Source organism: Lysobacter defluvii IMMIB APB-9 = DSM 18482 (genome assembly GCF_000423325.1).
Taxonomy (GTDB): domain Bacteria; phylum Pseudomonadota; class Gammaproteobacteria; order Xanthomonadales; family Xanthomonadaceae; genus Novilysobacter; species Novilysobacter defluvii.
Genome location: NZ_AUHT01000005.1, coordinates 256,701 through 280,965, shown reverse-complemented (window position 1 = coordinate 280,965; position 24,265 = coordinate 256,701). Strand labels below are relative to the sequence as shown.

The following is a 24,265-nucleotide window of genomic DNA, read 5'->3' as shown; positions in this document are numbered from 1 at the left end:
ATGACAGCCAAGCGTATTGCCCGGGCGGGTGGCTTCACCCTGATCGAGCTGATGATCGTGGTCGCGGTCCTGGCGATCATCGCGGCGATCGCCTATCCCAGCTACAACAGCCACGTGACCAAGACGCGGCGCGGCGCCGCTGCGTCCTGCACCATGGAAGCCGCGCAATTCATGGAGCGCTTCTATACGACGAACCTGCGTTACGACCAGGACCGGGACGGCAACCCGGTTGCACTGCCACAGCTGCAGTGCGTCAGGGACATCGAGGGTCACTACACGGTCCGGCTTGCCGCCGTGGACAGCGGGTCCTATCTGGTGGAGGCGGAACCGCAAGGCACGCAGGCCGCCCGTGACGAGGCGTGCGGGGCACTGTCGCTGGACCAGACCGGCCAGAAGGACGTGGCTGGAGCAGCAGAGGTGAACGCCTGCTGGTAGCGCGGTCCGGCTCGAAATGCAAAAGGCCTGCAGCGATGCAGGCCTTTCACGTATTCTGGCGCCCGAAGTTGGACTCGAACCAACGACCCCCTGATTAACAGTCAAGTGCTCTAACCAGCTGAGCTATTCGGGCGGGGACGGCAATTGTAAGCGCTGGGGCCGCCCCGTCAAGCGTTCGCAGGATCAGCAGGCGGCGCTCCCGGTCACACGTTCGGTCCTCGTGCGGCCGATGTTGTTCACTACCACCCTGGCCAGCAACTGGTCCTCCCCGCGGCACACCCGCAGGCTCAGGTTGCTCCCCGATGCCTTGCCGTTCGGCAGGTAGCGGACCAACGGCCGGCCGCGGCTGGTGCGCACCTGCAGCCCGCCACCAATGGGATCAGCGCGCCGGAGGACGTCGGCCGGATCTGCCGGCTGGCCGTTCCGTAGTGGGTCTGGAAACACGATCCAGCCATCCTCCCAGACCAGGTCCTTCCGGCAGCGGACCCCGTCCGCGCTGGGGCAGACCGCGACCGGCTCCCGCCGCGTGACCGCCGCCGAGCGGGCCAGCATCAATGACGCGGTCAGCTGGTGGTAAACCGTCGCCGTGCGCGTACGTTCGACCACGCCCTGGAAAGAGGGCACTGCGATGGTGACGGTCACGACCACCACTGCCAACGTGACCATCAGTTCCAGCAGCGTCAGCCCCGCCATGGTGCGTGCGTCGCGCGTCATTCCGGCCTCCCTTCCGTGGCACCGAGTGTCCCCGCACGCTGGCTGAACCGCAGTCGGTGGCACCACCGCTCCGGGGTAGGGAAACGCCGTCGCAGCCCCCACTCCATGCGGGTCCTTACACTGGGGTCTCCCCCGCGTCCCCTGCATGCCGATGCCCAGCTCCGCCACGCGCAGCGCCGCCCCCGAGACCGACCACTCCCCCGGCCGCTTCCAACTCGTCTCCCCCTACAAGCCCGCCGGCGACCAGCCCCAGGCCATCGAGCGGCTGGCCGAGGGCTTCGAGAATGGCCTGGCCCACCAGACGCTGCTGGGCGTCACCGGGTCGGGCAAGACCTACACGATTGCCAACGTGATCGAGCGGGTGCAGAAGCCCACTTTGGTCATGGCGCCCAACAAGACGCTGGCGGCGCAGCTGTACGGGGAGTTCAAGTCGTTCTTCCCGCACAACGCGGTCGAGTACTTCGTCAGCTACTACGACTACTACCAGCCGGAGGCCTACGTCGCGGCGTCGGACACCTTCATCGAGAAGGACAGTTCGGTGAACGAGCACATCGAGCAGATGCGGCTGTCGGCGACCAAGGCGCTGCTGGAGCGGCGGGACGCGATCATCGTCTGCACGGTGTCGGCCATCTACGGTCTGGGTGACCCGAACGAGTACTTCCGGATGGTGCTGCACATGGTGCGCGGCGAGAGGATCGACCAGCGCGAGCTGATCCGGCGCCTGACGGAGATGCAGTACACCCGCAACGAGACCGAGCTGCGTCGCGGTACCTACCGGGTGCGCGGCGACGTGGTCGACATCCATCCGGCCGAGAGCGACGACGAGGCGGTGCGGATCGAGCTGTTCGACGGGGAGATCGAGAACGTCACCATCTTCGACCCGCTCACCGGCGAGACGCTGCGCAAGGTGCCGCGCTACACCATCTATCCGGGCTCGCACTACGTGACCACGCGCCGCACGGTGCTGGACGCGGTCAACACCATCAAGGAGGAGCTGCGCGAGCGGCTGGAGCAGCTGTACGCCGCCAACAAGCTGGTCGAGGCCCAGCGGCTGGCGCAGCGCACCCAGTTCGACCTGGAGATGCTGGCCGAGGTGGGCTACTGCAACGGGGTGGAGAACTATTCGCGGCACCTGACCGGCCACATGCCCGGGGAGCCGCCGCCATGCCTGTTCGACTACCTGCCGCCCGACGCGTTGCTGGTGGTTGACGAGTCGCACGTGACCGTCCCGCAGGTCGGCGCGATGTACAAGGGCGACCGGTCGCGCAAGGAGACCCTGGTGGAGTTCGGCTTCCGGCTGCCTTCGGCGCTGGACAACAGGCCGCTCAAGTTCGAGGAGTGGGAAGGCCGCTCCCCGCGCGCGATCTTCGTCTCCGCCACGCCCGGCAAGTACGAGCTGGAGCACTCGGGCGGAGAGGTCGTGGAGCTGGTGGTGCGGCCCACCGGCCTGATCGATCCGGAGGTCGAGATCCGCCCGGTGGCCACCCAGGTCGACGACGTGCTGGGGGAGATCAACAAGCGCACGGCGATGGGCGACCGCGTGCTGATCACCACCCTCACCAAGCGCATGGCCGAGAACCTCACCGAATACCTCGGCGAGCACGGGGTACGCGTGCGCTACCTGCACTCCGACATCGACACCGTCGAGCGGGTGGAGATCATCCGCGACCTGCGGCTTGGCAAGTTCGACGTGCTGGTCGGCATCAACCTGTTGCGCGAGGGCCTGGACATGCCGGAGGTGTCGCTGGTGGCGATCCTGGATGCCGACAAGGAGGGCTTCCTGCGCTCGACCGGCTCGCTGATCCAGACCATCGGGCGCGCGGCGCGCAACGTGCGCGGCAAGGCCATCCTCTACGCCGACCGGATCACCGACTCGATGAAACGGGCGATCGAGGAGACCGACCGGCGCCGGGAGAAGCAGATCGAGTACAACACCGAGCACGGCATCACCCCGCAGTCGGTGAACCGGCCGGTGCAGGACATCATGGAGGGTGCGCGGGCCGAGCCCGAGCAGGTCAAGGGCCGCGGCAAGGGCCGCCGCGCGGCGGATGCGCCGGCCGACTACGCCAAGCTCAGCCCGTCCGAGCTCGCCGCCCGGATCCGCAAGCTGGAGCAGCAGATGTACCAGCACGCGCGCGACCTGGAGTTCGAGCAGGCCGCCGCCGTGCGCGACGAGCTCCACCGCCTGAAGGAGCAGGGCTTCATCCGGTAGGGTGCAATAGCCGCCCTTGGCGGCGTATTGCGCCGTATGGCGAACGACGGCCGCGTCTCCCGATCCGGCGCAATACGCCGCCGGAGGCCGCTATTGCGCCTTACGGGCGCGGCGGGATAAACTGCGCGGCCTCGCCGGGTTGACCGCGGCGACGGGCGGTTAGCTCAGCGGTAGAGCACTACCTTGACATGGTAGGGGTCACAAGTTCGAACCTTGTACCGCCCACCAGATTCGCATCGAAGCCCCGGCACTGCCGGGGGCTTCGTCGTTCCGGCACCCGGAACCGCGCCCTTGCTCTAGGGTCGGCCCCAGGGTTGCACCGCATGGCGGGGACGGTAGCGTCAGGGGACCACCGCTGCCTGGCGAAGGCCAGTGGAGTGTCCCCCATGCCGATCGACCTTGGTGGCGTGTTGTCACGGCTTCCGGACCCGCTCGGGCTCTTCTCGGGCCAGGGCAACAACGGCGTGGGCACCGGGGCGAAGAGCCATCCGGTCTTCGGGGACCACGGGCCGCCGCGCGGTGCCGGGCATGATGCCGGCCCCGGCCAGGGCCCGGGAATCGGGCACGGCCCCGGCACCGGCCGGGGCCAAGGCCCTGGCATCAACGCTGGTGGACCGCAGCCTGGCGGCCCCGCACTGCAGCTGCCGCCAGCCCCGCCGGTGCCGGTGATCCACCATCCGGCAAGCCCCGTGGCCGTGGCAAACCAGGTGGTGCAGCACGCAACCCAGACCCTTGGCGGATTGCCCGGTGGGCCCGCACAGGGGCCGCTGGGGGTACCGCAGTCGGTGGCGACCGCCACGTCCATGCCGGGCGCCGCCGCCACCGGCTTCCCGGCCGCGGCGCCGGGGGCACCGGCGTTCACCGGCGGTCCCGGGCAGCCGGCACTCCCTTCCATGGGAGGGCACGGGCACGGACTGGTCGGCACCGTGGCCTCGCTCCCCGGCCAGGTGGTCAGCCAGCTGGCGCGTGCCATGAACCACGCGCTGCCCCAGGGGCAAGCGCACGCCAACCCGCAGGGGCAGGCGTTCACCGGCACCCAGGCCCAGTCGGGCCTGTCGCACTCCGCCGCCCATCGGGCGACGGAGACGCCGGTGATGGCGCGCCCGCCGTCCTTCCAAGCCGGCTCTCCCGTTCCGATGGCCCGCGCCAACGCGGTGCCTGCGCACGCGGGGCTGCCGCAGATGGCGGCAGCCCTCGCGGGTCGACCGGCCACCGCGGCTGCGCATGCACAGCCGGCGATGGTGCAACCGGCCATGGCGCAGCCCGCCGCGGCCCAGCCGGCGGCCTCGAATTCGCCAGCGACCCAGCCGGCCGCCTCCCAACCGCTGCCCGGCAACGCCGCCGCGGAAGCGCGCAGCATGCCGGCGCCCGCCCATGTCCCCGCGCGTGCGGCGCAACAGGCGCCGGCCAACCCGTCCGCGCAACAGCCGGCACAGGCGCAGACCGGTTCACAGGCCGCGGCCCGGCCGGGCCAGGCCGTACCAGGCAACCCGGCGGCGCAGCAGGCAGCGACGGCCGCGTCCCAGGCTCCGGCCGGCAATCCCGCGGCCAATGCCGCCAGCCAGGCAGCCAATGCCGTGTCCCAGGCGCAGCTGGCCGCCCCGCTGGCCATGGCGCTCGCCGGCAGCACCGCCGTCGAAGCGCGCCCGGTGCAGCCCGGCTCCGCGGAGCGCACCCAGCTGCACCAGGACAGTCCGCACGCCGCCGGGCACACCGCTGAGCGCGGCGTCCGCCGTGGGCTGCGCAGCCGCGTCGACGGGGTGCGCAAGTCGCTCCTGCAGATGCTGGGCCTGTCGCAGCTCGACGCAGGATTGCGGCGGACGCCGGATGGCCACACCGCCATGGGCGCATTGCCCCACGCCGGCAAGGGCACGTGGTTCGCCCTGCCGTGGCTGTTCTGGCTGCTCGCGGTGGTGGCCTACGGCTGCCTTGCCCTTGCACTGATCGTCATGGCCGGACCGGCCGTCATCGGCGTTCCCTCCGGTGGGAGAGGGTGGGTGATGCCGCTGGTCCTCGCACTCGGGGTGCTCGCCGGCGCGGGCGCCTGGCTGATGGCCCGCGCCGGGCGCGGGCGCCGCACCCGCCGCTGAGGCCCGGAACCCTTTCCGATGCAGGCGCGCGGCCCTCCCGGCCGCGGCGGTCGCGCGTGCGTGCCGGTTCAGCGGGCTACTCACCTTCACAAACCACTGCCGCCGGGGGATGCAAGGTCCTGTTGTTCCAGATGACTCCCCGTGGGCAGCCGCGTACGGCTCGCGCCTGCCTGCCTCCCCAGAACAAGAGGTGAGAAAGTATGGACGCAGCGACCGGGAAGAAGCGGTTCGGGACTGGCCGGAGGGCCCTCGTCACCGGTGGTGCCGGGTTCCTGGGTACCCACCTGTGCCAGCGGCTGTTGCGCGACGGCTGGCAGGTGACGGCGGTCGACAACCTGGCCACGGGTTCGATGGACAACGTGGCCGCGCTGCGCGACCAGCCGGGCTACCGCTTCATGCGGCACGACGTCACCGAGCCCCTGAACGTCGCCGCCGAACGGATCTTCAACCTGGCCTGCTGCGCCTCGCCGGTGCACTACCAGGAGGATCCGATCAAGACGATGCGGACCTGCCTGGACGGGGCCGCAAACCTGCTCGACCTCGCCCGGGCGAACAACGCCACGATCTTCCAGGCCTCCACCAGCGAGGTCTACGGCGAGCCGGAAGTGCATCCCCAGCACGAGAGCTACCGGGGCGCCGTCAGCACCACCGGTCCGCGTGCCTGCTACGACGAGGGCAAGCGCTGCGCGGAGACCCTGTTCTTCGACTACCACCGCCTCCATGGCACCCGGATCAAGGTCGGCCGGATCTTCAACACCTACGGGCCGCGCATGCAGGCCAGCGACGGCCGCGTGGTGTCCAACCTGATCGTGCAGGCGCTGCGCAACGAGCCGATGACCCTCAACGGCGACGGCAGCCAGACCCGCTCCTTCTGCTACGTCGACGACCTGGTGGAGGCGATGGTCCGGATCATGGACACGCCCGACGATTTCACCGGTCCGGTCAACCTGGGCAATCCGTCCGAGATCACCGTCGCCGAGCTGGCCGAGATCATCATCCGCCTGACCGGCACGCGCTCGAAGATCGTGCACCGGAAGATGCCGGTCGACGATCCGACCCGGCGCTGCCCGGACATCTCGCTGGCACGCAGCGCCATGGACTGGCAGCCGGTGGTCCCGCTGGAAGAGGGGCTGCAGCAGACCATCGCCTGGTTCGACCGCTGCCTGTCGGAATCGGAACTCGCAACAAGGGAGGAACGCCGTGGGGTCGCCTGAGTCGATGGTTCACCAGAAGGGGAACGGCGGGCGCGCCCCGTCGGTGGAGACGGTACTGATCACGGGCGGGGCCGGCTTCGTCGGCTCGCACCTCGCCGACCAGCTGCTCGCACGCGGTTACCGGGTCCGGGTGCTGGACAACCTGGCCGAACAGGTCCACGGCACCTCGATCACGCGGCCGGACTACCTCGCGCCGGAGGTGGAACTGGTGCGCGGCGACGTCCGCGACGAGGTCGCGGTCCGCAAGGCGCTCCGCGGCGTCGACGCGGTCTACCACCTGGCGGCGGCGGTCGGCGTCGGCCAGAGCATGTACGAGATCGAGCACTACACCGACGTCAACAACCGGGGCACCGCGGTGCTGCTCGAGGCGCTGGCCAACGCGCCCGTGCAGCGGCTGGTCGTCGCCTCGAGCATGAGCATCTACGGCGAGGGCATGTACCGCAGCGCCAGCGGCGAGGTCGTGGCCCCGCCGGAGCGTTCCCCGGAACAGCTTGCGCGCGGCGAATGGGAACTGTCCGACGAGGCTGGCGTGCTCACTCCGGTCGCCACGCCCGAGACCAAGGTGGCCTCGCCCTCGTCGGTCTACGCGCTGTCCAAGCTCGACCAGGAGCGACTGTGCCTGATCGTCGGCCAGGCCTACGGCATCCCGACCGTCGCACTGCGCTTTTTCAACATCTACGGCACCCGCCAGGCGCTTTCGAACCCCTACACGGGCGTGCTGGCGATCTTCGCCTCGCGCTACCTCAACCGGCGCCCGCCGCTGGTGTTCGAGGACGGGCGGCAGCGGCGCGACTTCGTCAGCGTGCATGACGTGGCCCGCGCCTGCCGGCTCGCGCTGGAGGTGCCCGAGGCCGCGGGCGAGGTGCTGAACATCGGCAGCGGGCGGTCGATCGACGTGCTCGGCGTTGCCGCCGAGATGGCCTCCGCGCTCGGCATCGACGACCTGCCACCGGAGGTCACCGGCAAGTCGAGGACCGGTGACATCCGCCACTGCTTCGCCGACATCGCGCGGGCCGGCGAAGTGCTCGGCTACCGGCCGCAGGTGGAACTGCGCGACGGCATGGAGGAACTGGTCGAGTGGATGCTCGGGCAGCAGGCCTTCGACCGGGTCGACGATGCCGCCGCCGAACTCGTGCGCCGGGGGCTGGCACGATGAACACCGCACGCGGCGAGGCCCGCCCGGTACTCGTTACCGGCGGCGCCGGGTTCATTGGCACCAACCTGTCCGCGCGGCTGGTCGCCGACGGCGAGCGGGTGCTGGTCTTCGACAATCTCTCGCGCGCCGGGGTCACGGAGAACCTGGACTGGCTGCGCGCCCGTTCCGGCGACCGCCTGGAGTTCATCCACGGCGACCTGCGCGATGCGGAGGCCGTCGAGGACGCGGTGGAGCGCGCGGGCGAGGTGTTCCACCTGGCGGCCCAGGTGGCGGTGACGTCCAGCCTCGACGACCCGGGCGCGGACTTCGAGGTCAACCTGCGCGGCACGCTCAACCTGCTCGAGGCCATCCGGCGGAGCGCGCACCGGCCGCCACTGGTGTTCACCTCGACCAACAAGGTCTACGGCGCGCTCGATGATGTCGCCCTGGAGCAGCACGGGCGTCGTTATCGCCCGGTAGACGAGGGGCTGCGCGCACGCGGGATCGGCGAGGACCGGCCACTGGATTTCCACAGCCCCTACGGCTGCTCCAAGGGCGGGGCGGACCAGTACGTGCTGGACTACGCGCGCAGCTACGGGCTCGACACCCTGGTGCTGCGCATGAGCTGCATCTACGGCCCGCACCAGTTCGGCAACGAGGACCAGGGCTGGGTCGCGCATTTCCTGCTGCGCGCGCTGGCCGGCCAGCCGGTCACGCTCTACGGCGATGGCATGCAGGTGCGCGACATCCTCCATGTCGACGATCTGGTCGAGGCCTTCATGGCCTGTCGGCGCTGCATGCCGCGCCTGCGCGGCAGGGCGTTCAACATGGGTGGCGGGCCCGGCAACGCGGTCAGCCTGCTGGAGGTGCTCGAGCGCATCGGCAGCCTCACCGGAGGCATGCCGGAGGTCGGCCACGCCTCCTGGCGCACGGGCGACCAGCGCTACTACGTCTCCGACGCCAACCGGTTCGCCGCCGAAACCGGCTGGGCGCCGCGCATCGGCGCCGCCGACGGCATCGGGCAGCTGTACCGGTGGATGCGGGAGTTCCGCGTTCCGTCCGGCTCCGCTGTTTCCGCTGCGCCGGTCACCGAAGGGAGCGACGTCGCATGAGCTTGATGGAGGCGGCGGTGTTCCAGGGGGATGGTGCGGTGGCAGTCGAGCGGGTGCCGGTGCCGGTGCCTGGCGCGGGCGAGGTGCTGGTACGGCTGCACGGCTGCGGCGTGTGCAATTCCAACCTGCCGGTCTGGGCTGGCAAGCCCTGGTTCGAATACCCGTTCGAACCGGGCGCACCCGGCCACGAAGGCTGGGGCGAGGTCGAGGACGTCGGCGACGGCGTGGAGGGCTGGAAGCGCGGCGACCGCGTCGCGCTGCTCTCGGGCAAAGCCTACGCGCAGTTCGATGTCGCCAATGCGGACGCGTTGGCGCGGCTCCCGGAAGGCCTCGACGGGCGCCCTCTGCCGGGCGAGCCGCTGGCCTGCGCGATGAACATCTTCCGGCGCAGCGACATCCGCGAAGGGCAGGTCGTCGCCGTGGTGGGCGTGGGTTTCATCGGTGCGCTGCTGATCCAGCTGGCGCGCAGCGCCGGCGCGCAGGTGATCGCGCTTTCGCGGCGCCCGTACTCGCTGGAGGTCGCGACGCAGTGCGGTGCGACCGCCACGTTCGGGACCGAAGACTGGTACGCGGCCATCAATGCGGTGAACGAGCTTACCGGCGGGGCCGGCTGCCCCCGCGTCATCGAGGCCGCCGGGGAGCAGGCGACGCTGACCATCGCCAGCGGCATCAGCGGCGAGGGGGGCCGGCTGGTAATCGCCGGCTACCACCAGGACGGGCCGCGACAGGTCGACATGCAGCAGTGGAACTGGCGCGGGCTGGACGTCATCAACGCCCATGAGCGGGATCCCGCGGTCGCGGCCCGGGGCCTGCGCGAGGCCATGGAGGCGGTGGCCGACGGACGGATCGATCCCTTCCCGCTGCTGACCCATGACTACCCCATCGGCCGGCTGGGCGAGGCCTTCCAGGCCATGCAGGAGCGCCCGGACGGATTCCTCAAGGCAACGGTGAGCCTGTGAACGCACAACTGGACGTACTGCCGCGTAAGCCGCGGCTCGGGTTCCTGGGAACGGGATGGATTGGATGCCAGAGGATGCAGGTGCTGGCGGACAGCGGGATCGCGGAGGTCGCCGCGGTGGCCGACGCGCATGCCGGAGCGCTGGACCGTGCCCGCGCCTGCGCGCCACAGGCACGGGTCGCGCGCGACCTGCAAGGCCTGCTGGCCGGCGGTGACCTGGACGGCATCGTGATCGCGACCCCGAGTGGCGCCCACGCGGGGCAGGCGATTGCCGCCTTGGAGGCCGGACTGGCGGTGTTCTGCCAGAAGCCGCTGACCCGGACCGCCGCGGAGGCGCGCCAGGTGCTCGCCGCGGCGCGCCGGGCCGACCGGCTGCTGGACGTCGACTTCAGCTACCGCCACGTCGCCGGCATGGAACGGTTGCGCGAGGCGGTGCGTTCCGGCGAACTGGGCCGGCTGTACTCGGTGGACCTGGTGTTCCACAACGCCTACGGGCCCGACAAGGACTGGTTCTACGACATCACCCAGTCGGGCGGCGGTTGCGTGATGGACCTGGGGATCCACCTGGTCGACCTCGCGCTCTGGATCGCCGGCCCCGCGGAGCCGGGCACCCTGGACGCCCGCCTCCATGCCGGGGGCGAGCGCCTCGGCACGCCCGTGGACCGGGTCGAGGACTACGCCACCGTGCAATGGCAGACGGCCGATGGCGCGAGCGTCCGGATGGCCTGCTCGTGGCGGTTGCCGGCCGGGTGCGATGCGGTTATCGGCGCGGCCTTCCACGGCACCGGCGGCGGCGCGGCGCTGCGCAACATCAACGGCTCGTTCTACGACTTCCAGGTGGAGCGCTACGACGGGACCGCGACCACGGTCCTGGCGTCGCCCCCGGATGCCTGGGGCGGACGGGCGCTGGTCGACTGGGCCGCCCGGTTGGCCGCCGACGGCCGCTACGACCCCTCCGCCGACCATCTGCTGGAGGTCGCGCAGGTAGTGGACTCCGTCTATGGCCGCTGAACCGCTGCAGGCCGCATCGCTCCGGGTGCTGATGACCACGGACACGGTCGGCGGCGTCTGGCAGTACGCCATGGAGCTGTGCGCCTGCCTCTGCGCGCACGGGCACCAGGTCGTGCTGGCCGCGACCGGCGCGGACCCGTCCCCCGACCAGCTGGCCGAGGCGGGTGCAATCGACGGGCTGGAGTTCCATGCCATGCCCTGGCGGCTGGAATGGATGTCGCAGCCGTGGGAGGACATCGCGAAGGCCGGGGACTGGCTGCTCCACCTAGCGGCCCGGACCCGGCCGGACCTCATCCATCTCAACGACTACAGCCAAGGGGTGCTGCCATGGGAGGCCCCGGTGCTGATGGTCGGCCACTCTTGCGTGTTCTCCTGGTGGCACGCGGTCCACGGCGAAGCGCCGCCGGCGGAATGGGACCGGTACCGGGAGCGGGTCGGCGCCGGCCTGCGCGCGGCGGACCTGGTGGCCGCGCCCACCGGCGCCATGCTCGGCGAGCTCGGGCGGCACTACGGGCCGTTCCGGGATACGCGGGTGATCCCCAACGGGCGCTCGCCTGCGCCGGCCAGCGACGCACCGGCGGCGGAAGGCCCCGTGGTGCTGGCCGCCGGCAGGTTGTGGGACACCGGGAAGAACATCCAGGCACTGACCGCCGTGGCCGACCGGCTGCCCTGGCCGGTATGCGTCGCCGGCGAGTCCTGCCACCCGGACGGAGGCCGGTCGCTGCACCCCGGCGTGCGGCTGCTCGGGCAGCTGGACCGCGCTGCGCTGGCGGGCTGGATGGAACACGCGCCGGTGTATGCACTGCCCGCGCGCTACGAACCGTTCGGGCTCTCCCCGCTGGAGGCGGCGATGGCGGGCTGCGCGCTGGTACTGGGCGACATCCCCAGCCTGCGCGAGGTCTGGGGCGACGCGGCGCTGTACGTGGCGCCCGATGACCACGACGGCCTGGCGTCGGTGCTGAACCGCCTGATCGACGATCCGGGCCTGCGGGAGCGGCAGGCGCGCCGCGCACGGGACCGCGCCGCCCGGTACACGCCGGGGGCCATGGCGGCCGGCTACCTGGACGCCTATGCGCGCCTGCTCGCCACCCCGGCGCGGCGATTCGGGTCGCCCGTTGCCGTCGCCGCAGGAGGACGCCCGTGAGGTTCGTGCTGTTCTACCACTCGCTGGTTTCGGACTGGAACCATGGCAACGCGCACTTCCTGCGGGGCATCGTGAGCGAACTGCTGGCCCGCGGGCACGAGGTCGAGGTGTACGAGCCTGCCGATGGCTGGAGCCGGGAGCAGCTCCTCGCCGGCCAGGGCCAGGCGGCGCTCGACGAGTTCCACGCCCGCTTCCCCGGGCTGCGGAGTCACCTGTACGCCGGGGACGGGCCGGACCTGGCACGGGCGCTCGACGGCGCCGACGTGGTGCTGGTCCACGAATGGAACGATCCCGCGCTGGTGGCGCGCATCGGCCGGAGCGCGCCCGCCGGGACCCGGGTGCTGTTCCACGACACCCACCACCGCGCCGCCTCGGCACCGCAGGAGATGGCACGCTTCGACCTGCGCGACTACGACGGCGTGCTGGCCTTCGGCGAGGCGGTGCGCCAGCGCTACCTGGAGCACGGCTGGGCGGCGCAGGCCTGGACCTGGCACGAGGCGGCCGACACCCGCGTGTTCCGCCCGCTCGAAGGCGAGCCGTGCGAGGGCGACCTGGTGTGGATCGGCAACTGGGGCGACGAGGAGCGCAGCCGTGAGCTGCGCGAGTTCCTGATCGATCCCGCCCACCGGCTGGGGCTGCGCGCCCGCATCCACGGCGTGCGCTACCCGGAGCCTGCGTTGCAGGCGCTGCGCGAGGCCGGCATCGAATACCGCGGATGGTTGCCGAACCATCGCGCACCGGAGGTGTTCGCGCGCCACCGCGCCACCGTCCACGTGCCGCGCCGGCCGTACGTGGAAGCGCTGCCGGGCATCCCCACCATCCGCATGTTCGAGGCCCTTGCCTGCGGCATCCCGCTGGCCAGCGCCTGGTGGCCGGACGAGGAGGGGCTGTTCACGCCGGGCCGGGATTACCTGGTGGCCCACGACGGAGCCGGCATGGAGCGGCACCTGCACATGCTCGTGCATGACCGCGACGCCGCGCGCGAGCTTGCCGCACACGGGCTGGCGACGATCCGCGCCCGCCACACCTGCGCACACCGCGTAGACGAACTGATGCAGATCCTGCGCGGGCCGCTCGCCCGCCCCACGCATGAGCCAAGGAGCGTGACCCATGCCTGAGCCCCTCAACATCGCCTTCTTCGGATCCAGCCTGGTGTCCTCGTACTGGAACGGCGCGGCCACCTACTACCGCGGCATCATCCATGCGCTGCACCGGCTGGGGCACCGGGTGACCTTCTACGAGCCCGATGCCTTCGAGCGCCAGCAGCACCGCGACATCGACGATCCGGACTGGGCGAAGGTGGTGGTCTACCCCGGCGAGGGCGAGTCGGGGGTCGAGGCCGCGCTCGAGCAGGCACGCGGCGCCGACGTGGTGGTGAAGGCCAGCGGAGTGGGGGTGTTCGACGCCTGGCTGGAGCGCGAGGTGCTGCGCCTGCAGGGGGAGCGCACCGCCGTGCTGTTCTGGGACGTCGACGCGCCCGCCACCCTGGAGCGGGTGGACCAGGACCGCGGCGACCCGTTCCGCGAGCTGGTGCCGCGCTACGACATGGTGCTGACCTACGGCGGCGGGCCGCGCGTGGTCAGTGCCTATCGGGAGCTGGGCGCGCGCGAGTGCGTGCCGGTGTACAACGCGCTCGATCCGGCGACCCACCATCCCGTGCCCCGCGACCCCCGGTTCGTGGCCGATCTGGGCTTCCTCGGCAACCGGCTCCCCGACCGCGAGGAGCGCGTCGACCGTTTCTTCTTCGAGGCCGCGCGGCGGGCACCCTCGCGGCGCTTCCTGCTCGGTGGCAGCGGCTGGGACGAGGGCGTGCCCTCCAACGTCGAGCGCCTCGGCCACGTGTCCACCCGCGACCACAACGCGTTCAACTGCAGCGCGAGGATGGTGCTGAACGTCAACCGCGAGAGCATGGCGCGCTTTGGCTGGTCGCCGCCCACGCGCGTGTTCGAGGCCGCGGGGGCGGGTGCCTGCCTGATCGTCGATGCCTGGGAGGGCATCGAGGACTTCCTCGAGCCCGGCACCGAGGTGCTGGTGGCCGAGGACGGCCTGCAGGTCGCGGAATACCTGGAGAGCGTCGGTTCCGGCAGCGCCGCCGCGATCGGCGAGCGTGCGCGCAAGCGGCTGCTGGCCGACCACACCTACGACCACCGCGCCCGGCAGGTCGAGGACCTGCTGTGCGCCCGCACCCGCGCGGAGGCGCTGGCGTGAGCATGCCGCTGGACATCGTCATCCTCGGACTTAGCCTGCGCTCCTCGTGGGGCAACGGCCATGCGACCACCTGGCGCGCGCTGGTGGGTGCCCTGTGCGAACGCGGGCACCGCGTGCTGTTCCTGGAGCGCGACGTGCCGTGGTACGCCGGCAACCAGGACGCGCGTGGCGAGCTGCCGGGCCGCCTGGAGCTGTACGGCGGCCTCGACGAGCTGAAGCAGGCCCACGCCGAGGCGGTGGCCGCCGCCGACCTGGTGATCGTCGGCTCCTACGTCCCGGACGGTATCGAGGTCGGCCAGTGGGCGCAGGAGACCGCGCGCGGCGTGGTCGCGTTCTACGACATCGACACGCCCGTGACCCTGGCGGCGCTTGGCCGCGGCGAGTGTGCGTACCTGGACCCGGCCCAAGTCGCCGGCTACGACCTGTACCTGTCCTTCAGCGGCGGCCGGTCGCTGGAGGTGTTGGCGTCGAAGTACGGGTCGCCGTTGCCGGTGCCGCTCTACTGCTCGTTCGATCCGTCGCGCTACTACCCGGAGCCCGCCAAGGCCGAGCACGACCTGGGCTATATGGGCACCTACAGCGACGACCGCCAGCCGGTGCTCGACGAGCTGCTGCTGCAGCCGGCACGCAGCTGGGAGCAGGGGCGCTTCGTGGTGGCGGGGCCGCAGTACCCCGACCACATCCAGTGGCCTGCGAACGTGGACCGCATCGAGCACCTCGCGCCCGCCGCCCACCGCGGCTTCTACAACCGCCAGCGCTTCACGCTCAACGTGACCCGGGCCGACATGGTGGCCGCCGGCTGGTCGCCCAGCGTGCGCCTGTTCGAGGCCGCGGCGTGCGCCACGCCGATCATCTCCGACGCCTGGGAGGGGCTGGACAGCCTGTTCACCCCGGGCAGGGAGATCCTGATCGCCGAGCGCGCCGCGGACGTCACCGGCTGGGTCCGGGACATGCCCGAAGAGGAGCGGCGCGCCATCGGCGAGGCGGCCCGCAGGCGGGTGCTGGCAGAACACACCGCCGCCCACCGGGCGGAGGCACTGGAGCGGTACTTCGATCGGGCCGCGCAGCGCCGTTCCCCAGACCGATCGGCAGCGAGGGTTTGCGATGACAGCCAAGCATGAGGCGAAGCAGACGACGGACCATGAGGAGATCCGGCGCTGGGCCGAGGCGCGCGACGGCCGCCCGGCGTCGGTGAAGGACACGGGGGACGGGGAGGCCGGCGTGCTGCGCATCGCCTTCCGCGACGACCCCGCGCTGGAGGACATCAGCTGGGACGACTTCTTCGACAAGTTCGAGGAAGAGGAACTGGCGTTCCTGTACCAGGAGAAGACCGCGGATGGAAAGCCCAGCCGGTTCTTCAAGCTCGTCAACCGTGAGTAGCAGCGCCCGCTCACTCCAGGCGCAGGTGGACGAGCTGGGGCCCTGGTTCCACAACCTGCACCTGCCCGGCGGCGTGCAGACCGCCCCGGACCACTGGCTCCAGGCGGACTTCCCGGCCTTCAAGTGGGCGGAGATCTCGCCCCACGTGCCGGAGGACCTGCACGGGTGGACGGTCCTGGACATCGGCTGCAACGCCGGCTACTACAGCTTCGAGCTGGCCAGGCGCGGGGCAAAGGTGACTGCCGTCGACGTGGACCCGCACTACCTGCGGCAGGCGCGGTGGGCGGCCGGCGAGCTGGGACTGGAAGACCGCGTCGAGTTCCACCAGATGCAGGTGTACGACCTGGCGCGGATGCAGGAGCAGTTCGACCTGGTGTGGTTCATGGGCGTGCTGTACCACCTGCGCCACCCGCTCCTGGCACTGGACATCATCCGCCAGCGCACCCGGCGGATGATGGTGATGCAGACGCTGACGATGCCCGGGGACGAAGTGGCCGAGGTCCCGGGCGACTTCCCACTGGAAGAACGCGAACGCCTGCGTGGCGCCGGCTGGCCGGTGATGGCTTTCCTGGAGCACCGGGTCGCGCGCGACCCCACCAACTGGTGGGCGCCCAACCACGCCTGCGTCGAGGCAATGCTGCGGAGCGCGGGCTTCCACGTGCGCGAGCGGATCGCCCACGAAACCTATCTGTGCGAACCCGACCAGGGCGAAGGCGGGATGCGGCCGATGATCGAGGCCGAACTGCGCGCCGCGGCTGGGTTGGGCCGCTGAGACGCGGGTGAGCCGACGCGGCTGGCCCGCAGGCGCGGGTCAGCGGCGCACGAAGCCTTCGTCGGTGATCGCAAGCTGGTCGAGCCGCGGTCCACCCGGGACCAGGTACTCCTGGACCCCGGCGCGGTAGGCGGCAAGCTGCGCCGGGTCGTTGCGCCTGAGCAGCTCGGCGTGCGCCAGTTCGGCGGCCGCCACGTGCAGCACGAACGTCTCGGCAAGCTCCTGCTTGCCGGCGTCGTCCATTCGCGAGATCCAGCGGTCGCGGGCGAACTGCGAGCGCAGCTGTTCCCGGACGGCGCGCGCCTGCACGGGTGACACCTTCTTGCCGTGGATGATCTCCCACAGCACCACGTAGCGTGCGGCGCTGACTTCCACCAGGTCGTTGATGTCGCCCAGGCCGTGGCGGGCCATCAGGGCGCGGAAGTGCTCGTGGTAGTCGCCCGAGGCGACCTTTCGCGCCATCACCTGCTGGTCGTCGGGGTCGTCGCCGCCGTAGTACAGGGCGAAGCGATGGTGGACCGTCCTGCTGACCTCGGGCTGCGGCTTGAAGGTGGGGTCGAACTCCGCCACTGGATCCGCCTTGCTCGCCTTCGATGCAAAGGCCTTGTCGCTGTCCTCGCTCAGCTTGCGGGCATTGTTCAGGGCGGCCTGGCTGAGCGCCATTCGGCCATACCCCATGCCCAGGTCGAGCGTGGCCGAAGGCGACCACTGCGCGGAGGCGACCAGCGGGACCACGGGGACGAGCAGGGCGGCGGTGACAAGGACGAGGCGACGCATCTTCGGTGCTCCGGAACGAAAAAGGCGACCCCGGTGGAACCGGGGCCGCCCGTGACTGCCTGCCGCGCGCTTACTGCTTGCGGGCGTTGGAAGTCAGGCCTTCGCCGATCGACTTGATCGCGGTGCTGGTGGCGTTCGAGAGCATGCTGAACATCTGGCTCTCGGCCTGGAACTCGGTCAGGGCGACGTTGAACTCCTTGCCGTTCTCGTCGGCGGCGTTCATCTTGTCGACCAGGCCCTTCATCTTCTCGGCCTTCTCGCCGAGCATGGCGCCGAGCGCCTGGGCGATGGCGACCAGCCAGCTCTTGGAACCGGAGCTGGAGGACTCGTTGGTGCCGACCATGCCCTGGATGGCCAGCTTACCGATGGTGAGGTTGATGCTTGCTTCGGTCATTTCGGTTCTCCTCGGCTACTAGATGCCGCCTGGATGGATCGGGTAAGGCGCGGCGGTTGGTTTGGTTTTGTATCGTGTGGCAATTCTGTGTGTTCGGCCGCCGCGTAACAGCTAGGGCGTGCCCTAGCGAACGTTCAGCCCCGCTGCAGGGCCATCGCCAGGTGGGCGGGCAAACCCTCGGTCCCGCTGGCATGGGCGGCAACGGGGCGCGACTTGAGCCATTCGCCGGCAGCCGTCTGGCCATCCCGGCGGCAGCGCCGCGAGAACTCCATGGCGACCGCCAATGCCTCCGAGTCCAGTCCCGCCATCGCGCGGTCGAACTGCTGCACCAGTTCTTCGCGGTCGTCCTGCCCCAGCATGCCGGCCGCGTGCAGCGAATCCAGCGTCGACAGCCACTGGTCCCGGTCCGGGGCGCCGCCCGCGGTGGCGGTGCCATTGGCGATGGCCTCCGCCTCCTGCTCCAGCGCCAGCCTGAAGTGCTCCAGGATGGTTTCCCGCGCGCTGGCATCCAGGTCGGGATTGCGGGCGAGTGATTCGTCCAGCTGGGCGAGCATCTGCTCGCGCTCGGCAGAGCTCGGAACCTGGGCGGAGGTCGTCATGGGCGGATCCCCTGATTGAGTTGGTGTCGAGACAGGCTACGTTTTGACCTGCAGGGTCAGCAAGTGCCGGCCCGGGAGGGGCGGGTCAGGGCAGGGCGATGCCCATGCCGTCGAGCAGTTCCCGGGTGGCACGCGCGTCGGCTTCCCCAAGCCCGCGTGCCTGCGCCGCGACCCAGTCGTCCGCCGCCGTTTGTCCGTCGGCGGCGAGGCGCCGACGGTACTCCGGCACGAGCGCGGCCATCGATTGCTCGAGGCCCGCCCGCCGCTCGGAGAGGTGGCGGACCAGGGTCGCCTCCTCTTCGTCGTTGATCGCACCCTGCTCGCGGAGGGCCTCCACGCGGGCGATCCAGTCGCGGTCGTCGGTGCTGCTGCTCACCTGCCGCCGTCCCAGCTCACTTCGAAGCCGGCCGAGTAGTTGCTGGCGAAGAGCTGGGCCACGTTGGCCGCGATGTCGTCGGCCACGTCGGCCATGCCGCCGAACAGCGCGTGGGCGAGGCGGTCCGCGTAGTTGCCGAGCACGTCGCCGACGACGTCGCCGATCGCCTGCCCGACGAGGCCGCCAAGCGGACCGCCGTAGGCAACGCCGACCGCGCGGCCGATGGTTTCTGCGAGGGTGTCGACCGCATTGCTGATGAAGGACATGGGCTGCTCCGGTAGAAGGTTGGAGGCCGGACACGCTCGGCCAAGGAAGGGGTGGTGCAGGCTGAAAGTACCGCCCGGCCATCCGGCGCCACCATCGGGGGGTGCCCCAGCTGGGGTTTGCCCGAGGCGGTCGCGTCGCCGCCCGTCACGGCTCCAGGCGGCCCATGGGCACGTAGCGCGCCCCGTCGCTGGCCAGGTCGAGCTGCAGCGGTTCGCCGCGGCCGTTCACCAGGTGCATCCGCAGGTCCGCCATGCCGCCGTGGCGGCCGGGCAGCACTTCCAGCACGCGTCCCTGCAGCGCGCGCGCCAGCAGCTGCATCGTGCCGGCATCCTCCTCGCCCCCGTAGACCCACCAGTAGGCGTGGCCGTCCGCCTGCTGGCGCAGGCAGGGGTGGAGGCCATTGAGGATCCACTCTTCGCGGCCGTCCGAATCCAGGTCGGCGCGATGCACCCCGACCCAGTCCCGGGCAAAGAGGCTGCGGCCGCGGTCCACGCCCTCCGGGCAGTCCAGCACCAGCGCGTCGGTCTGCAGTGCGCGGCTGATCGCGTCCGGCAGCGCGGCGCGGGAGTCGCCGGGATCGCGGTGGTCGAACTCCGGCCCAGTGTCGGCCGGCACGCCGCTTGCGCGCGAGTGCGGGGTGGCGGCGGCCGATGCCTGGCCCGGCACAGCCGTGTCGCTTGCCAACGGGGCACTGCAGCCGGCCAGCACCAGCAGCAGGGCGGCAAGACCGTGGTGCGGTCGCATCACCGGCGAATGCCTGGTCGCGTCCTGGGCCGATCAGCCATGCCGTCCGTCGTAGGTCCCGTCGAGCAGGTCGTTGACCCAGCGGTCGATCACTTCCGACGGTGCCTCGATGTGCACGTGCGGGCCCGTGGAGTTGCCGGTGGACCCCTGGTTGCCCAGGACCTGCCCGTAGTCGATCCGCTGGCCCACCTGCACGTCGATCGACGAGAGGTGGAACAGGGCCACGATCTCGCCGCCATCCCCGCGGATCATCACTGCGTTGCCCGCGCCACCATTGGGCCCGGCCTGGATGACCTCTCCGGCGATGGGGGAGGGGATCGGCTGCCGGTCCTGTGCCTCGCCTTCGCGGTGCAGGACCAGGTCGCGCACCTCGAGCTGTTGCCCCTCGCGGGTGGTGGTCTGGTAGTCGTGGTGCGGCTGCTGGTCGGCGGCGCTGTCGAGGGCGATCGCGGGCTGGTGGCCGGTGCTGTACACCGTGTAGGGGCGCAGCGTCGCGATGTCGCCGTCGTTGGCCGCGGGCAGGCCGGCGCCCGCCCCGCCTGCCGGGCTGCCGCCGCCGGCACCGTCGACGCCGCGGGCGCCGCCCGGCAGGTGCACGATCTGGTCCGGGTAGATCAGGTCCGGGTTGCGGATCTGCGGGTTGGCGTCAATAAGCGATTGCAGGCTGATGCCGTTGGCCATCGCGATGTCCCAGAGGGTGTCGCCGCTGACGACCTTGTGCGTGGGAGCGAGCTGCCCTTCGGTTCCGCCGAGACGCGCCCCGGGACCGGTGTCGGCCTGGTCCGCCAGCGATGCCCGGGTTCCGGCAGGCGGCGCCGCGTCGGAGATCTGGCCGTCGATCCGCTCGCGCACCTTCGCCGTTGCCTCGCCAGCGGTAATGCGTCCATCCCCGTTGAGGTCCAGGCCGGCGTTCTGGCTGTAGGCGGCGCCGCTGTCGAACAGCACCGAGCCCGGATCCGGGCGCGGGCTGCCGTACAGCACCGTGGTGTAGACACCCTCCAGCGTGCCCAGGTCACCGGGGTCGGAGCGGTTGTTGAAGTAGCGCTCGACGTACTCGAGCTGCTCGACCGGGCTCATGCGCGACAGCGCGTCGGTGCTCGTCCCCAGTTCGGCGGCGGTCGCGGGCATGAACTGGATCAGGCCGGTGGCGCCGCTCCCGGCGGCGTTGCGCACCCCGGTGTCGAAGGTGCCGCCGGTCTCGAAGCTCATCACCGCGAGCAGGAACTCGGGGCGGGTGCCAAGCCGCTCGGCCATGGCCTCGACTTCGGCGAGGAACTCTGGCGTAACGTTCGGGTTGCCGCGCACGCCCGCGATGCGGTTGTAGTCGAACCCCGCGCGGTCGGCGTGCTGGCCGGGCTGGATGCCGGTGCCGGCGGCTACGGATTGGACTGGCATGGCGGGACTCCTGCTGGATGCACGTGTCCCGATTACATGCGCAGCGCCGCCGCAGTCCAACTGGTGCTGACCCTATGCGGGCCGCACGCGGGCGGTTCAGCCGTGGTAGCGCGGCTCCACCACCAGCGAGCCCAGGCCGCGCTCGGCGAAACGCTCGCCGAGCTGTCCCGCCGCCTGGCGGATCGCATCGAAGCTTTCGGCGGATCGCACGTCCGCCTGCAGCACCCAACCGTCGGCAGTCCGGCTGAGCATGAGGTCGGTGCCGGGGAGCGTCGACTCGTCCAGGCGGAGCAGTACCTGGCCATCGCCGTTGAGCGTCCCGCCTTCGGATACGGCGAACTGGCGGACGTGGCGCTCCAGCATCCGTGCCAGCGTGGCGGGATTGGCGGGCGGCGGCGGGGCGCTCGCGGGCATGGAGTGGACCTGCGCGGCCATGTGCTGGGCCTGCCACATGGCGGCCGACTCCGGCGGCGGGAGTACGTCCGAGCCGTTGCGGGCAGGGTCGACGGTGTCCTGCTGCAGCCCGTGGCGGAAGGCGGCTTCCCCATCGGAGGCGGCACCCGGCTGCGGTTGCGCGTCGCCCGCCTGGACGTGCTGGCCGGCGGCGCGACCCGCCTGGTGTTGCTCCATCGCCTGGCGGAACGCCTGCACCGACTCGGCGTCGGCGCGGCCCGGAGTGCGCGAGCCGCGCCCGCCTTCCTGCTCGCGCACTGCGCCCGCGTCCGTGCCGGGACCGGAACCACTGCGGATGATGCTCATCGTCGACTCCTCAGTTCATGGTGCTGCGTGCGGTCCGGGACTGCAGGAGCTCCGCGGCGGCGTTCTCTTCCTGGCGCAGTTCGGCTGCGTGCTGCTCGCCGCGCCAGACGTCGCGGCGTTTGACCAGCGCGTCCTCGCGCGCCTTGGTGCGGAAGAACTCCTCGCGCGCCTTGCGCACGGCCAGCTCGGCCTCCCGCAGTACTTCCTGCGCCCTGGCCAGTTCCTGCTGCGCGCGCTCGATCTTCGTGCCCAGCAGCTCGACGTGGGAGTCGCGCTGGGCAAGCGCGAGCGGCCACGCGGTCCCCGGGGGCGGGGGCTCCATCAGGCGCTGGCGCTGCTGCGTCCGCTCCATCCCCAGCGACATGATCTGGCCTTCGATGCGCAGGCAGGCGTCGCGCTGCTCGCGGGCCGCGCGCTGGCATTGCAGCACCTTCTGGCGCGCTTTCTCGCTGCGGTGTTCGCGCAGCTGGATGAGCTTGGCCAGCGGGAAGCGCTTGCTCATGCCGGGAACAGCTTGCGCAGCGCCTGCGCGGACTGTTCGAACGGCACCAGCTCCGAGGCCGGCTGCTGCAGCAGCTGGCGGATCGGGCCGATGCGGTCGATGGCGATGTCGGCGTCCGGGTCGCTGCCGCGCTGGTACTCGCCCAGCTGCAGCAGCAGCTCGATGTCCTGGTGCTTGGCCAGGTACTTGCGCAACTGGCCGGCCGCGCGCTGGTGGGCCGGGTCCACCACCCGCGGCATGGTGCGGCTGAGGCTGGAGAGCACGTCGATGGCGGGGTAGTGGTAGGCCGCGGCGAGCTTGCGCGAGAGGACCACGTGGCCGTCGAGGATCGAGCGGACCTCCTCGGCGATCGGGTCGCTCCCGTCCTCGTCCTCCATCAGCACGGTATAGAAGGCGGTGATGCTGCCCTTGTCGTTGTTGCCGGCGCGCTCGAACAGCCCGGGCAGGGCGCTGAACACCGAGGGCGGGTAGCCGCGCCGGGTCGGCGGTTCGCCGATCGCCAGTCCGACGTCGCGCAGGGCGCGGGCGAAGCGGGTGACGGAGTCGAGCAGCAGCAACACGCGCTTGCCGCGGTCGCGGAAGTGCTCGGCGATGGCGGTGCCGACCCAGGCAGCGCGGCTGCGTTCCAGCGCCGGACGGTCGGAGGTGGCGACCACGACCACGGAGCGGGCCAGCCCCTCCGGTCCCAGGTTGTCCATGATGAATTCGTTGACCTCGCGGCCGCGCTCGCCGACCAGCACGATCACGTTGACGTCGGCGTCGCCGCCGCGCGCGAGCATCCCCATCAGGGTGCTCTTGCCGCCGCCGGCGACGGCGAAGATGCCCAGCCGCTGGCCCTCGCCGACGCTGAGCACGCTGTCGATCGCGCGGACGCCGGTGGAGAACGGGCGCTCGATCACCTTGCGTGTCAGCGGGTTGGGCGAGGGCGCATAGATCGGGGCCTCGGCCATGGCGCGAAGCGGCCCCCGATCGTCGATCGGCTTGCCGTGGGCATCCAGCACCCGTCCCAGCAGTGCGTCGCCGGCGCCAATGGTGGCCTGGCGGCCGCTGGCGTAGACCTCGGTGGTGGCGGAGACCCCGTCCAGTGCACCCAGCGGCGTCAGCAGCGTGTGCTGCCGGGAGACGCCGACCACCTCGGCCGGCAGGCGGAACCCGGGCGGACCCTCTCCCGGCGGGTTGCGCAGTTCGCACAGCTCGCCGATGGAGGCCTTCAGCCCGGTCGCGCGGATCAGCGTGCCGTACGCCTCGGCGACCTTGCCGACGCGCTCGACGGTACGCGCCTTGTCGAGCGCACCCTTGACCAGGGCATCGGTGGCGGGCAGCGACGTCATTCCCCTGCGTCCCCGTCGGCTTCATCGTGGGCCCGCGCCAGCGCGGTGCGGATCGCCTCGATCTGCTGGGCGATCCCGGCGCGCACCTGCCCGGCCTCGGAAACCACCACGCAGCTCAGCGGGTCCAGGCTCTCGTCGTCGACCAGCTCGATCACCCCCACCGCCGGGTGTGCCTGGCGCACCGCGCCAAGGCCGGCGCTGACCGACTCGCGGACCGACGGATGCACGCGGATCAGCAGGAACTGCTCGGCCTGCGCCGCCTCCACCGCGTCGCGCACCAGCGCGGGAGCGACGGCGTTGGCGTCGAACCCGGGCGCCAGCCGCGCCACGATGGCGCAGGCCAGGTCGGTGATGCGCCCGTGGGCTTCGCCCAGCACGCGCGCGCGGCGCTCGTTGAGCGAGGCCAGCTGCTCGGCCATCTGCTGCTGGGCACGGGCGAATCCTTCGGCGAACCCGGCGGCCACGCCTTCCTTGCGGGCCTGTTCTATCTCCGCCGCGGCGCCCTCGTAGAGCGCGTTGACCTTCTCGACCAGCTGGTCGACCTCTTCGAGCGCCGCCCATGCGGTGGGCGGGATGATGTTCCCCGCGACCACGCGCTCGAACCGGCGTGGCTCGAAGATCCCCACGCCGCCATGGCCCGCGGAGGGTGCCCGCGGGCGTGGCGCCGCGGTGGACGCGGCGCTGCCGGCCGGGTCGGGGGCAGTGGGGCGGGGGGAAGTATCCGTGTGCATTTCGA

The 24,265-nt window shown here is 71.2% G+C and carries 26 protein-coding genes and 2 tRNA genes; 15 read left to right on the top strand and 13 right to left on the bottom strand.

What is annotated here, in order from left to right; all coding sequences use genetic code 11:
* Nucleotides 1-435, top strand: a complete 435-nt coding sequence (locus tag G545_RS16030) for a type IV pilin protein (RefSeq protein WP_027069192.1) — start codon at nucleotides 1-3, stop codon at nucleotides 433-435.
* Nucleotides 436-491: 56 nt separating this feature from the next.
* On the opposite strand, the gene G545_RS0103595 is transcribed toward G545_RS16030, so the two are convergent.
* Nucleotides 492-568 (bottom strand) — tRNA-Asn (locus G545_RS0103595).
* 50 nt (nucleotides 569-618) lie between these two features.
* Nucleotides 619-1,149, bottom strand: coding sequence for a GspH/FimT family pseudopilin (locus G545_RS0103590; RefSeq protein ID WP_027069191.1), 531 nt, complete (start codon nucleotides 1,147-1,149; stop codon nucleotides 619-621).
* A 151-nt stretch (nucleotides 1,150-1,300) separates the two neighbouring features.
* On the opposite strand from G545_RS0103590, the gene uvrB reads away from it, so the two are divergent.
* From uvrB to G545_RS13405, 14 genes are all read left to right on the top strand, one after another.
* The gene (gene uvrB, locus G545_RS13415) at nucleotides 1,301-3,361 is read left to right on the top strand and encodes an excinuclease ABC subunit UvrB (protein WP_052106557.1); all 2,061 of its coding nucleotides are present in this window, start codon (nucleotides 1,301-1,303) and stop codon (nucleotides 3,359-3,361) included.
* Nucleotides 3,362-3,514: 153 nt separating this feature from the next.
* Nucleotides 3,515-3,589: transfer RNA gene (locus G545_RS0103580), tRNA-Val, on the top strand.
* A 158-nt stretch (nucleotides 3,590-3,747) separates the two neighbouring features.
* A complete protein-coding gene (locus tag G545_RS0103575) occupies nucleotides 3,748-5,451 on the top strand; it encodes a hypothetical protein (RefSeq protein WP_027069190.1) in 1,704 nt (567 codons plus the stop codon).
* 200 nt (nucleotides 5,452-5,651) lie between these two features.
* Nucleotides 5,652-6,665: a UDP-glucuronic acid decarboxylase family protein gene (locus G545_RS13410; protein WP_052106766.1), complete on the top strand. Its 1,014-nt coding sequence runs from the start codon at nucleotides 5,652-5,654 to the stop codon at nucleotides 6,663-6,665.
* A 4-nt stretch (nucleotides 6,666-6,669) separates the two neighbouring features.
* Nucleotides 6,670-7,821 carry an NAD-dependent epimerase/dehydratase family protein gene (locus tag G545_RS0103565; protein WP_052106765.1) on the top strand — a complete coding sequence of 384 codons (1,152 nt, stop codon included), beginning with the start codon at nucleotides 6,670-6,672 and terminating at the stop codon, nucleotides 7,819-7,821.
* Nucleotides 7,818-8,912 carry an SDR family NAD(P)-dependent oxidoreductase gene (locus G545_RS0103560; protein ID WP_027069188.1) on the top strand — a complete coding sequence of 365 codons (1,095 nt, stop codon included), beginning with the start codon at nucleotides 7,818-7,820 and terminating at the stop codon, nucleotides 8,910-8,912. The genes G545_RS0103565 and G545_RS0103560 overlap by 4 nt, the downstream gene beginning before the upstream one ends.
* Nucleotides 8,909-9,871, top strand: coding sequence for an MDR/zinc-dependent alcohol dehydrogenase-like family protein (locus G545_RS0103555; protein ID WP_027069187.1), 963 nt, complete (start codon nucleotides 8,909-8,911; stop codon nucleotides 9,869-9,871). Before G545_RS0103560 ends, G545_RS0103555 begins: the two co-directional genes overlap by 4 nt.
* Nucleotides 9,868-10,881, top strand: coding sequence for a Gfo/Idh/MocA family protein (locus G545_RS0103550; protein WP_027069186.1), 1,014 nt, complete (start codon nucleotides 9,868-9,870; stop codon nucleotides 10,879-10,881). Before G545_RS0103555 ends, G545_RS0103550 begins: the two co-directional genes overlap by 4 nt.
* Nucleotides 10,871-12,025, top strand: coding sequence for a glycosyltransferase family 4 protein (locus G545_RS0103545; protein WP_036137185.1), 1,155 nt, complete (start codon nucleotides 10,871-10,873; stop codon nucleotides 12,023-12,025). The genes G545_RS0103550 and G545_RS0103545 overlap by 11 nt, the downstream gene beginning before the upstream one ends.
* On the top strand, nucleotides 12,022-13,143 hold the full coding sequence (locus G545_RS0103540; RefSeq protein WP_027069184.1) for a CgeB family protein: 1,122 nt from the start codon (nucleotides 12,022-12,024) through the stop codon (nucleotides 13,141-13,143). Before G545_RS0103545 ends, G545_RS0103540 begins: the two co-directional genes overlap by 4 nt.
* Nucleotides 13,136-14,233, top strand: coding sequence for a CgeB family protein (locus tag G545_RS0103535; protein ID WP_027069183.1), 1,098 nt, complete (start codon nucleotides 13,136-13,138; stop codon nucleotides 14,231-14,233). Before G545_RS0103540 ends, G545_RS0103535 begins: the two co-directional genes overlap by 8 nt.
* Before the next feature lie 2 nt (nucleotides 14,234-14,235).
* Nucleotides 14,236-15,354 (top strand): CgeB family protein, encoded by a 1,119-nt coding sequence (locus G545_RS0103530; RefSeq protein WP_043711350.1) that lies wholly within the window; start codon nucleotides 14,236-14,238, stop codon nucleotides 15,352-15,354.
* Entirely contained in the window at nucleotides 15,338-15,613 is a 276-nt protein-coding gene (locus tag G545_RS0103525; protein WP_027069181.1) for a hypothetical protein, read from the top strand. Before G545_RS0103530 ends, G545_RS0103525 begins: the two co-directional genes overlap by 17 nt.
* Nucleotides 15,606-16,385, top strand: coding sequence for a TIGR04290 family methyltransferase (locus G545_RS13405; RefSeq protein WP_036138154.1), 780 nt, complete (start codon nucleotides 15,606-15,608; stop codon nucleotides 16,383-16,385). The genes G545_RS0103525 and G545_RS13405 overlap by 8 nt, the downstream gene beginning before the upstream one ends.
* Nucleotides 16,386-16,424: 39 nt before the next feature.
* Here the strand turns inward: G545_RS13405 and G545_RS0103515 are convergent, their stop codons facing one another.
* The 11 genes from G545_RS0103515 to G545_RS0103465 form a co-directional block, all read right to left on the bottom strand.
* Nucleotides 16,425-17,162, bottom strand: coding sequence for a DUF6683 family protein (locus G545_RS0103515; protein ID WP_027069180.1), 738 nt, complete (start codon nucleotides 17,160-17,162; stop codon nucleotides 16,425-16,427).
* A 70-nt stretch (nucleotides 17,163-17,232) separates the two neighbouring features.
* Complete coding sequence (locus G545_RS0103510; RefSeq protein WP_027069179.1) at nucleotides 17,233-17,556, bottom strand: hypothetical protein; 324 nt, start codon at nucleotides 17,554-17,556, stop codon at nucleotides 17,233-17,235.
* A 134-nt stretch (nucleotides 17,557-17,690) separates the two neighbouring features.
* Nucleotides 17,691-18,155: a hypothetical protein gene (locus tag G545_RS0103505; protein ID WP_027069178.1), complete on the bottom strand. Its 465-nt coding sequence runs from the start codon at nucleotides 18,153-18,155 to the stop codon at nucleotides 17,691-17,693.
* Nucleotides 18,156-18,240: 85 nt separating this feature from the next.
* The gene (locus G545_RS0103500; RefSeq protein ID WP_027069177.1) at nucleotides 18,241-18,531 is read right to left on the bottom strand and encodes a hypothetical protein; all 291 of its coding nucleotides are present in this window, start codon (nucleotides 18,529-18,531) and stop codon (nucleotides 18,241-18,243) included.
* On the bottom strand, nucleotides 18,528-18,797 hold the full coding sequence (locus G545_RS0103495; RefSeq protein WP_027069176.1) for a hypothetical protein: 270 nt from the start codon (nucleotides 18,795-18,797) through the stop codon (nucleotides 18,528-18,530). Before G545_RS0103495 ends, G545_RS0103500 begins: the two co-directional genes overlap by 4 nt.
* Nucleotides 18,798-18,942: 145 nt before the next feature.
* Nucleotides 18,943-19,542, bottom strand: a complete 600-nt coding sequence (locus G545_RS0103490) for a hypothetical protein (RefSeq protein WP_027069175.1) — start codon at nucleotides 19,540-19,542, stop codon at nucleotides 18,943-18,945.
* Nucleotides 19,543-19,575: 33 nt separating this feature from the next.
* Nucleotides 19,576-20,937: a peptidoglycan DD-metalloendopeptidase family protein gene (locus tag G545_RS16025; RefSeq protein WP_052347254.1), complete on the bottom strand. Its 1,362-nt coding sequence runs from the start codon at nucleotides 20,935-20,937 to the stop codon at nucleotides 19,576-19,578.
* Between the two features lie 96 nt (nucleotides 20,938-21,033).
* Nucleotides 21,034-21,696, bottom strand: coding sequence for a hypothetical protein (locus G545_RS0103480; protein ID WP_027069174.1), 663 nt, complete (start codon nucleotides 21,694-21,696; stop codon nucleotides 21,034-21,036).
* Between the two features lie 10 nt (nucleotides 21,697-21,706).
* The gene (locus tag G545_RS15585; protein WP_027069173.1) at nucleotides 21,707-22,198 is read right to left on the bottom strand and encodes a hypothetical protein; all 492 of its coding nucleotides are present in this window, start codon (nucleotides 22,196-22,198) and stop codon (nucleotides 21,707-21,709) included.
* Complete coding sequence (locus G545_RS0103470) at nucleotides 22,195-23,529, bottom strand: FliI/YscN family ATPase (protein WP_036138370.1); 1,335 nt, start codon at nucleotides 23,527-23,529, stop codon at nucleotides 22,195-22,197. The genes G545_RS15585 and G545_RS0103470 overlap by 4 nt, the downstream gene beginning before the upstream one ends.
* Nucleotides 23,526-24,260: a FliH/SctL family protein gene (locus G545_RS0103465; protein WP_081677698.1), complete on the bottom strand. Its 735-nt coding sequence runs from the start codon at nucleotides 24,258-24,260 to the stop codon at nucleotides 23,526-23,528. Before G545_RS0103465 ends, G545_RS0103470 begins: the two co-directional genes overlap by 4 nt.
* Nucleotides 24,261-24,265 lie beyond the last annotated feature (5 nt).

Coding starts and splice junctions, on each gene's coding strand:
- G545_RS16030 (WP_027069192.1), top strand. CDS start 1: ATGACAGCCAAGCGTATTGCCCGGGCGGGTGGCTTCACCCTGATCGAG.
- G545_RS0103590 (WP_027069191.1), bottom strand. CDS start 1,149: ATGACGCGCGACGCACGCACCATGGCGGGGCTGACGCTGCTGGAACTG.
- uvrB (WP_052106557.1), top strand. CDS start 1,301: ATGCCCAGCTCCGCCACGCGCAGCGCCGCCCCCGAGACCGACCACTCC.
- G545_RS0103575 (WP_027069190.1), top strand. CDS start 3,748: ATGCCGATCGACCTTGGTGGCGTGTTGTCACGGCTTCCGGACCCGCTC.
- G545_RS13410 (WP_052106766.1), top strand. CDS start 5,652: ATGGACGCAGCGACCGGGAAGAAGCGGTTCGGGACTGGCCGGAGGGCC.
- G545_RS0103565 (WP_052106765.1), top strand. CDS start 6,670: ATGGTTCACCAGAAGGGGAACGGCGGGCGCGCCCCGTCGGTGGAGACG.
- G545_RS0103560 (WP_027069188.1), top strand. CDS start 7,818: ATGAACACCGCACGCGGCGAGGCCCGCCCGGTACTCGTTACCGGCGGC.
- G545_RS0103555 (WP_027069187.1), top strand. CDS start 8,909: ATGAGCTTGATGGAGGCGGCGGTGTTCCAGGGGGATGGTGCGGTGGCA.
- G545_RS0103545 (WP_036137185.1), top strand. CDS start 10,871: ATGGCCGCTGAACCGCTGCAGGCCGCATCGCTCCGGGTGCTGATGACC.
- G545_RS0103535 (WP_027069183.1), top strand. CDS start 13,136: ATGCCTGAGCCCCTCAACATCGCCTTCTTCGGATCCAGCCTGGTGTCC.
- G545_RS0103530 (WP_043711350.1), top strand. CDS start 14,236: ATGCCGCTGGACATCGTCATCCTCGGACTTAGCCTGCGCTCCTCGTGG.
- G545_RS0103525 (WP_027069181.1), top strand. CDS start 15,338: ATGACAGCCAAGCATGAGGCGAAGCAGACGACGGACCATGAGGAGATC.
- G545_RS0103515 (WP_027069180.1), bottom strand. CDS start 17,162: ATGCGTCGCCTCGTCCTTGTCACCGCCGCCCTGCTCGTCCCCGTGGTC.
- G545_RS0103510 (WP_027069179.1), bottom strand. CDS start 17,556: ATGACCGAAGCAAGCATCAACCTCACCATCGGTAAGCTGGCCATCCAG.
- G545_RS0103505 (WP_027069178.1), bottom strand. CDS start 18,155: ATGACGACCTCCGCCCAGGTTCCGAGCTCTGCCGAGCGCGAGCAGATG.
- G545_RS0103495 (WP_027069176.1), bottom strand. CDS start 18,797: ATGTCCTTCATCAGCAATGCGGTCGACACCCTCGCAGAAACCATCGGC.
- G545_RS0103490 (WP_027069175.1), bottom strand. CDS start 19,542: ATGCGACCGCACCACGGTCTTGCCGCCCTGCTGCTGGTGCTGGCCGGC.
- G545_RS16025 (WP_052347254.1), bottom strand. CDS start 20,937: ATGCCAGTCCAATCCGTAGCCGCCGGCACCGGCATCCAGCCCGGCCAG.
- G545_RS0103480 (WP_027069174.1), bottom strand. CDS start 21,696: ATGAGCATCATCCGCAGTGGTTCCGGTCCCGGCACGGACGCGGGCGCA.
- G545_RS15585 (WP_027069173.1), bottom strand. CDS start 22,198: ATGAGCAAGCGCTTCCCGCTGGCCAAGCTCATCCAGCTGCGCGAACAC.
- G545_RS0103470 (WP_036138370.1), bottom strand. CDS start 23,529: ATGACGTCGCTGCCCGCCACCGATGCCCTGGTCAAGGGTGCGCTCGAC.
- G545_RS0103465 (WP_081677698.1), bottom strand. CDS start 24,260: ATGCACACGGATACTTCCCCCCGCCCCACTGCCCCCGACCCGGCCGGC.